The 8,252-nt window shown below is 40.6% G+C and carries 6 protein-coding genes; 3 read left to right on the top strand and 3 right to left on the bottom strand.

Going from position 1 to position 8,252, the window contains the following annotated elements; translation table 11 throughout:
• Both NCWK1_RS29825 and moaA read left to right on the top strand, forming a co-directional pair.
• On the top strand, window positions 1-305 hold a 305-nt coding region (locus NCWK1_RS29825; RefSeq protein WP_187308274.1), incomplete at its 5' end, for a hypothetical protein.
• Window positions 306-657: 352 nt separating this feature from the next.
• Window positions 658-1,644: a GTP 3',8-cyclase MoaA gene (gene moaA / locus NCWK1_RS28550; RefSeq protein WP_103123303.1), complete on the top strand. Its 987-nt coding sequence runs from the start codon at window positions 658-660 to the stop codon at window positions 1,642-1,644.
• A 64-nt stretch (window positions 1,645-1,708) separates the two neighbouring features.
• Here moaA and rpsD read toward each other — a convergent pair whose 3' ends face one another.
• Window positions 1,709-2,317 (bottom strand): 30S ribosomal protein S4, encoded by a 609-nt coding sequence (gene rpsD, locus NCWK1_RS28555; RefSeq protein WP_096582478.1) that lies wholly within the window; start codon window positions 2,315-2,317, stop codon window positions 1,709-1,711.
• Between the two features lie 62 nt (window positions 2,318-2,379).
• On the opposite strand from rpsD, the gene NCWK1_RS28560 reads away from it, so the two are divergent.
• The gene (locus NCWK1_RS28560) at window positions 2,380-3,096 is read left to right on the top strand and encodes a hypothetical protein (RefSeq protein ID WP_245894795.1); all 717 of its coding nucleotides are present in this window, start codon (window positions 2,380-2,382) and stop codon (window positions 3,094-3,096) included.
• Between the two features lie 407 nt (window positions 3,097-3,503).
• Here the strand turns inward: NCWK1_RS28560 and hetR are convergent, their stop codons facing one another.
• Both hetR and NCWK1_RS28570 read right to left on the bottom strand, forming a co-directional pair.
• Entirely contained in the window at window positions 3,504-4,403 is a 900-nt protein-coding gene (gene hetR, locus NCWK1_RS28565) for a heterocyst differentiation master regulator HetR (RefSeq protein WP_096582476.1), read from the bottom strand.
• A gap of 1,275 nt (window positions 4,404-5,678) precedes the next feature.
• A complete protein-coding gene (locus tag NCWK1_RS28570) occupies window positions 5,679-7,892 on the bottom strand; it encodes a DMT family transporter (protein ID WP_103123304.1) in 2,214 nt (737 codons plus the stop codon).
• Window positions 7,893-8,252 lie beyond the last annotated feature (360 nt).

Here is an 8,252-nt window from a genome sequence, read left to right on the forward strand (position 1 = left end):
GTGCTGTGAGTAATCTAGATATATCCCCCGGCCATAACTGGCCGATTTGGGATGAAAGTTATCAGGGGGCATCCCACAATTACTTGTTCTACTTCCTCAGCGCATTTCCCGGAAAAAGTTGTATCTCTACTCTTTCTTCTACCAAAAAAAATCCCCCAGCCAGTATTAGCCAGCTAGTGAATAAAATTATCCGGCTGCCTCCGCCAACTACTTGTTTTCCCACCACAGCGCATCTCCCGGCACAATCAGCACCGACACGCATTCATTTACCAAAAAAAATCCCCCAGCCAGTGTTAGCCAGCTAGGGAAGAAAGTTATCAGGGTGCATCTACCAATTAATTGTTCTGCGACTACAGCGCATCTCCCGGAAAAATTTGCATCGATAAGCTTTCATCTACCAAAAAAATCCCCCAGCTAGGGAAGAAAGTTATCTGTTAAGTTAAATATACTCAAAGCTAAAGGCGCAAGGCTTTGCGCCTTTATTTATTTACTACACTTTATCTATCGGTAACTGTTATATTTTTTTGGGTAAATTACATCTTACGCCACGCCACCTGCTTGATAGGGATTAAAGTCAGGTGAGCAATACTGCAAGGTATCGGGTAAGCAAGATTGCTTACCCTCTAGGAAAAATACAATAGAAATAAATACTCTAAAATGAACCAGGTAGACTATCTCCGCATTAGTTTAATCGATCGCTGTAATTTTCGCTGTCAATACTGTATGCCGGAGGGTGCAGAACTAGAATATGCCCTCAAACAACAGCTTCTCACTGACGCAGAACTACTGACTCTGATTCAAGAGGTGTTTATCCCTGTTGGTTTTACGCAGTTTCGCTTAACTGGGGGAGAGCCTCTACTGCGTCCTGGGGTAGTAAATTTAGTAAAAGCGATCGCATCATTACCCGAAACCAAAGACTTGTCGATGACAACCAACGGTTTTTTACTTGCACCCATCGCCAAAAATCTTTACGATGTCGGTTTACGCCGAATTAATATCAGCCTAGATTCCCTTGATCCCGATATCTTCGATCAAATTATCGGCAATCACGGACGTTCTCGCTGGGAACAGGTTTGGAACGGGATTCAAGCAGCCTACAAGGTAGGATTTGACCCTTTGAAGCTCAATGTAGTTGTGATCCCAGGTGTTAACGACCACGAAGTTCTGGACTTAGCCGCCCTCACAATTGACAAACAGTGGCACGTCCGATTTATTGAATTTATGCCTATCGGCAATTGGCAATTATTTGGCGATCGCGGTTGGGTATCTTCTGCTGATTTACGCCAACGTATCCGCCAGCAATGGGGATTGGCAGAATCACAAATACGTGGTAGTGGGCCTGCTGATGTTTTTCAAATTCCGGGAGCAAAGGGGACACTGGGATTTATTAGCCAGATGTCAGAATGTTTTTGCGATCGTTGTAACCGAATGCGTCTGAGCGCTGATGGCTGGTTACGTCCTTGTTTATTAAATGAAACTGGTCAATTAGACTTAAAAACTGCTCTACGCTCTGGTGTGAGCATCCATTACTTACGAGAGCAAGTCAGAGACTTATTAGCTATTAAGCCAGAAATTAACTTTAAAGGCCGCGACTCTGGTACAAGCGGCACATACAGCCGCACGATGTCGCAAATTGGTGGTTAGTCAATAGTCCAAAGTCAATAGTCTAAAGTCTTTTGACTCTTGACTGTTGACTTTTGACTCTTGACTACGCTTGGCGTGAATAGTATTCCACAACCAGCAGTTCGTTAACTTGTAGAGCCACCCACTCGCGCTCAATAACACTGTTAACTTTACCAACCAGCTTATTTTTGTCAAATTCCAAATGGCTGGGAAGGTTAGCTAAACCAGGATATTGCAAGTTAGTTTCGACCAACTTCCGTGATTGTTCTTTATCTCTAACAGCAATTACCTCACCAGGACGGCACTGGTAACTGGCAATATTTACTACACGACCGTTGACTGTGACATGGCCGTGATTTACCAGCTGACGCGCTGCTGGAATTGTAGGAGCCATCCCCAAGCGGAAAACGGTATTATCTAAGCGCATTTCTAGCAATTGCAACAGTACTTGTCCTGTAGAACCAGTAACGCGTCTAGCTTTACGGACATAGCGTAGCAGTTGCTTTTCTGTGAGACCGTAGTTCATACGGAGCTTTTGCTTTTCTTCTAGACGGATAGCATACTCAGAGCGCTTTTTGCGGTTCTGACCATGCTGACCCGGTGGATAGGCGCGTCTTGCGCTTTTACGAGTTAAACCTGGTAATTCGCCTAAGCGACGTACAATTCTGAGGCGTGGCCCTCTGTATCGGGACATGAGTTTCCTTAATCTAATCCTGTTTAAATTTTACCCAGACATACTATTATAAATATCTGTAAATGAAAAATGCCAAAAATCCAAAATTTAATCATCAAAAATTCATAAATAGAAGAATTCAACAGCCAAGTGTCAGAATCCTGAAGATCAATCAGAGTTATCGTACATTTGAGTTAGCAGAACTGATGGGTTTTTGGAAAATGGCAATGGAAACACAAAAGGTTAGTAAAGCTAGAAAACCTCAAAGCAAGTATATTTCTGGGATACTCAAGACTCAGACCATTCGTTGGGCTACACCAGTTTTGGCTATAGCCGGACTATGGACATCTAGCCTTCCCAGTACGGCTTTGACATTATTTTCTGATGACCACGATAGTTACCGTGTTTGTGCGGCGCAACTTTTAAAAGCCGGTGTAGCACAACCAGCAGCAGCCCAAGGTTGTGCTACAGCAATACGTCCCAGAGATTTATCTGCTTGTGTGGCGACAATTAAACAGAGAACAAAAATTGACCCAACAGATGCGCTGGCTTACTGTACAAGGGCGCGTCGTCCAAAGGAATTAGCTAGTTGTGTTGTAGATGTTAGCCTCAATACCAAAGAAGAAATTAACCCAGCCGTTTTAAATTACTGTGGTCGCAGTTTACAGCCTGTCACTTTTGCTGATTGTGTTGTTGGCTTGCGTAAAGAAATTTCTTTAACACCAGTACAAGCGTTAGATACTTGTATTGATGCTAGTGAAACAGCGAATGGACTCACGGTTTCACCGACATTGCCATAAATTTAAGATTACAGAACTTAGGCACAAAGCTTAGTTGTTGAAATTGGGTATAAGAATTTAGGGTGTAAGGGTTTTGCTCATTTACATCCTAAATTCCTATACCTATTGATTGTTGCGTTTGACTGCCTAAGTTTTAATATGACTATAGTGACTTATTTTTTAATGACAGATGGTTGACTAAAAATAACCCTGTTTATTTATATAAAGCTCAAAAATACTAATCATCCAACTTTTAAAAGTGGATGGCAACGGAAGCATCCTGCTATAAGAGACAAAAAATTCACAATGTCTCTGGTTTTGCAGCAGGAGCCTAACCGTCGTGATGATGATACATTTGATCTCAAATTGTCGGTTGCTGAGTTTGAGGATGCTTATTTGATTAGCCGGAAGTTTTCAGAGAAACTTTGTTAGTCTTCTTTTCTACCAAAAACCATCTGTAAAATCATAGGAATACCACCACTTTGGTGATATTTATCTGCCCAAGCGCGGATAACTTCATCAAGTTCCTCCATTGCTTGATCCCACTTTTCTGGGGGAATATCCAGTTCTTCTAAAGCACGCATGGAGTTTGGTCGTTTCTCTGCCCAGTTTCTCATCATCCGAAAATACCGCGCCGTATCTTCTAGCATGATATAAGTACGTTCTTGATCGTCGGCTGGTGCATAGAAAGGACGAGTCAGTGCATAGAAGGGCATTCCCCAAGGCGAATCAATTCTAGTTACTGTACCTGAGTAAAGCAGCCGACGCTTGATGTGTTCTGCCAAGGCTTCACTCAAGGGCATTTGATGCTCTGGTGGGAGAACTTCTTGCGATCGCTTGTGCAGAAATTCAATCAGTTCCAGAAACTCAAAAGAGCTAACTAATTGCGCGTCTGGCAAATTTCCAGGTAGCTTCTGCTCAATTTGTCTTTTTTCCTCACTGGTCAAACTAGTCCCAGGAACACGGGAACGCCCTGGTTGCCAAGGAAATTTTTCCATCCAAACGTAAGGCAGTTGAATTAAATAGCGTGGTTCTTGAGAACCCAGCATTTTCAGCAGTTTGCCTTCTGTCAGTGCTTGCCGAACTTCTTCAACAATAATCTTGACTCGCTTGGGTTCCAGGTGGTGCAAATGACCCGTCATTCTCAGGTTTTGTCCCTGTTCGAGATAGGTCATATAAATTGCACACTTAGCTGCCGTGGCTGCTGCATCTAAGAATGCTCCATGCCTGTGTCCACTCGTACGCATGGCACTAAAAGCCAGATAAAGCATGATCTGATCCATCGCACTAGGGCCAAGACGTTTGATCAGATCTATGTCGTTACTCATATTACAGACAGTTAAATAGCACGTTTACAGATTTATAGTCAGAGGAAAGTAAGTAGTATACACCCAACTTGAGGCGATGTCGTTACTTTAGACTTTTTAGGATGCTGTGACTCTTATGTTACTAGTAGTCGAAACTGCCAATGGCTCCGAATTATATAGCAAATGACTATTAAAAAGAAGCTGCTTTATTTGGCTATTGTTATCTTTTCCTGACAGACTCTGAAAATAACCGTTTATTTTCTCTACTTGTCATCCCCATTACAAAAGCATCTATTTTCCCGGTTTAATCTATAAAGATTGTCTTCAGGTTCAAGACTTTTGCATCCTTTACTAGTGACAACAGGAAATTCTTCCTAATTGTGGTAACAAACCTTATTGCTGAAATAGCAGTAACTAGCTGATGGATTTTATGGTAAGCACCTTTCCCAAGAATGACTAATTTCTTTGGGTTTGTAGAGAACTTCAGTTACCCGGTGATTTCCTGTTGAGGAGTAATCTCAGAGTCAATCGCCTACTGAACTTGCAACAAATTTCAGGTTGAGTAGATAACTAGTAGACTACCATAGATACTCACATCTTTTGACAATTTGTTGGCATCTTTCGGTGGTTAATACATAGGAAAATTAAATTCCTCAAAGCAGGTAGATAATTCCTAGTCCTAAATACCTTTTATTGCCTTCAATTATGATATTCTATTCTGTCAGATTTTTTATCAAGTTTGTGTAAATTAACCCAATCTTAATATTAAATAGATGTTCAATCTGTCCTAGCTTAGATACTAGTAATTATTAAGGATTCCTGATATTTCAATGAATACGAAAAAGAGATTTTTAATCATTTATGATTTAACAAGTTAATTGATACTTTAGCTACAAAAATGATGGTTTAAGAGTGTATCAAAAATAGATATTGTCTAAATATTCACAGCAGTTTGATGGCAATTTACTGATAAGAATCGAACTTTTAGTAATTGTTTTATCCTAAATACTTGGGTGTTAAACTCTTGTGAAGTCAGTGAAAGTAATTTTATATTTTATTATTTATGAAATATACAATTATCTGGTGTCGAAATGCAATTACCAGATTCAAGACTATATATTTCCTGAAATTGTTGTTATATTGCTAAGGCAATTGTGCTATTAGGGAAGGCTTATACAAAATTATTAAAACAAAATAAAGAATTGAAAAGTTAAAAATCAAAGTTGAGATAATGTCTAGTCCATTTAACATTAGATTTTTAACTTTCCTGGCTGTCAGATGCCTGCTTTTCGACATTTAAGTTTCAGCACTAGAAGATTTAACTTGATGACGCATTTTCTCGAAACTGAAAGCAGCAGCACCAAAAGTGACAAATAAAACGCCTAAAATCTGAATAATTTCTAAATTTTCCTGAATTAACAAACCTGCAAAAACTACGGTTAAGATAGGTACACCTGCGCCAATAATGCCCGATCGCAATGCTCCTAATTGGCGAATACCAACATTGTTGAGAACGTAGCTCAAAAGTGTCAGTACCCCCAAAATAAAAGCACTTAAAATAATCTCTAGTAACTTAGAACCATCAATGTCCAGGCTTAAATTGCTTGGTAGGGGCAACATTAAACCGATAAAACTCAAAACAAACATGGTGGTGAAACTAATTAAAGTAAAAGACACAGGATGCAGTTTCGCTGCACAGATCCGGGTCAAAATTACATAACAGGCAAAAGCAACACCACCAAAAATGGCAGCAGTGCTACCAACAGAAAAATCGCTGATCCCCGCAGTTGCAGCGCCGCCTAACACGAATAATTCACCCAAGAAAATTGCCCCAATTGCCGCAGCGCGGACTTTGCTGGGTTTATCGCGGAATAACAACCAAGACAGTAAACCGCTAACACTGGGATAGATAAAGAACAGTGCGATCGCCATACCTGTCGTTACTTGGCCGATCGCCATATAAATTAGCACTTGAGATAAAAACAAAAAGCAACCACTAGCAATTGATAGTTGCAAAACTCTCTGTGCTTTGACCTTAGCTGCTGAAGGTTTACCTTGAAATGATTCCATCAAGTTTTTGATATCTTGCCAAACTTGGGGGTGCATCATTGGCGCTAACAGCAACGTTAGCGGTACTACGATTGCCAAGCGCAGCAACAAAATTAAGAAAATATTTCCCAAAGTGGGTAATAACAACCGTTCTACAGCCAGACTACCAACCACCGCAGAATTTTGGTGGAACATCATCTTCACCGCTACGTTATACAGTGAAGACACGACTGTAGACAACACAACCAGTAAAAACCCAATTTGCACTGGGGATAAACTTTGAGATTTGCCTAACCTTCTTGATTTAGGTTCTGATGCAGCAGGTGGAGATATTGTTTCATCTGCAACTACATCTGGGTTGAGAACAGAAACTGGCTCACTAGCCTTAATTGAGGAAAATTTTATTTGAGTTTCTGGCACATCTAGGCGGAGTGCAGAATTTTGTTCACTCGCCTTAACGTTGCTAGGTGAAGAGAAGGTTTCACTTTCCGCAATATCTTTGCTGGGTAAAACAATTGGCTCAGGTGGTTTCTCTTTAGGGGGAAAATCCTTGGGAGCAATGGAAATTGGCTGGGTAGGGGTTTCTTGAGTCGGTGGAATAATAACTGCTGAGGATGTTACTGGTGCAGAAGATGTAGTCTGGTTGTCATCCGATTTGTTGGTGACTTCTGACAACAATGGGTAAGTTATCGCTGTACTCGCTGATGATGGCTCATCTGGTTGTAAAACCGTGGATGAAGCTACTTTGAAAGAAGTATTAGGCGATCGCTCACTTGATTGTAAAACTGTTGGTGGCGATTGTTTTACAGAACTACCCGACGGTGGCTCATCCGGTGGTTGTAAAACTGTTGGCGGTGATGGTTTAGTTACTTGGGTCGTTTCTTGAATAACTTTGGTTAATTCACCGCGCAGGTGATTAACTAATTCCTCAACAATAACTTCGCCTTGCTGTTGCTGGCTTTGCATCCGAGACAATTGCCCAGAAAGATTACCTTGATAATTTTTTAGTTCCTGTTGCAGCGAGTTAAAAGTAATGGTGAGAGTATCATCCAAAGTGCCTAGCATTTGTTTAATCTGCTCATTACTTTCAGCTGATTTGAGTACTGCTTGTTCGTCAGCACCACTCATCTTCAGTTCACTAGCTAAATTCTTGAGCGATGATTGCAGCTGCGAAGAAATATGTTTGGCTAAAACTTCTGCCAACTGACGAATTAACACTTGCTGTTCGGTAATTTGTCGCACTTGCTGTAAGTGTTCTTTTTCCTCTAACAGCTTTTGAATGTCATCGTACAGTCGTTCTTTTTCTGTTTGTAGCCGTTTTATTTCTTCTTGCAATGATCTCAGCACGTTTTGTTGGAGATTTTCTAAATCCTCCACAACAGCCCAGAGTGCTGTTTCGGCTGATCTCGATAGTTCGCCTCTAACTCGCGGGTTGTCTGGCCGTTTCTCAATTCGCCCCATTAGCTTCTAACCTCTAACACCTTGAAGATAAAGCTGTTTCCCGTAAATTTGCTTGGCGCTCATACTAATTTTCAGTATTTTGTCAGATAGACCAAAAAATTTAACAAGATTTGCACGTATCAAAGTAATTTTGTCACGCTGAACACAGCTTGGCAAAGTATGTAGTTTTTGGGTTTACCGCTGCACATACTTTGTGCTACGTATCAGCCAGAAAATTCAATCCTTTAAAAGTGAGATTTTGATAGAGAAAATATGTCACTCAATATAAATACTTGTTATTTTGATAGCAACCGTAAGTTTTAAATACTTGTAAATAAATGCCTTGTGATCATTAACAATGGACAACTTGTAAAAGTTAGA

It is taken from the genome of Nostoc cycadae WK-1, assembly GCF_002897135.1.
Taxonomy (GTDB): domain Bacteria; phylum Cyanobacteriota; class Cyanobacteriia; order Cyanobacteriales; family Nostocaceae; genus Nostoc_B.

Coding starts and splice junctions, on each gene's coding strand:
- moaA (WP_103123303.1), top strand. CDS start 658: ATGAACCAGGTAGACTATCTCCGCATTAGTTTAATCGATCGCTGTAAT.
- NCWK1_RS28570 (WP_103123304.1), bottom strand. CDS start 7,892: ATGGGGCGAATTGAGAAACGGCCAGACAACCCGCGAGTTAGAGGCGAA.
- rpsD (WP_096582478.1), bottom strand. CDS start 2,317: ATGTCCCGATACAGAGGGCCACGCCTCAGAATTGTACGTCGCTTAGGC.
- hetR (WP_096582476.1), bottom strand. CDS start 4,403: ATGAGTAACGACATAGATCTGATCAAACGTCTTGGCCCTAGTGCGATG.
- NCWK1_RS28560 (WP_245894795.1), top strand. CDS start 2,380: ATGAAAAATGCCAAAAATCCAAAATTTAATCATCAAAAATTCATAAAT.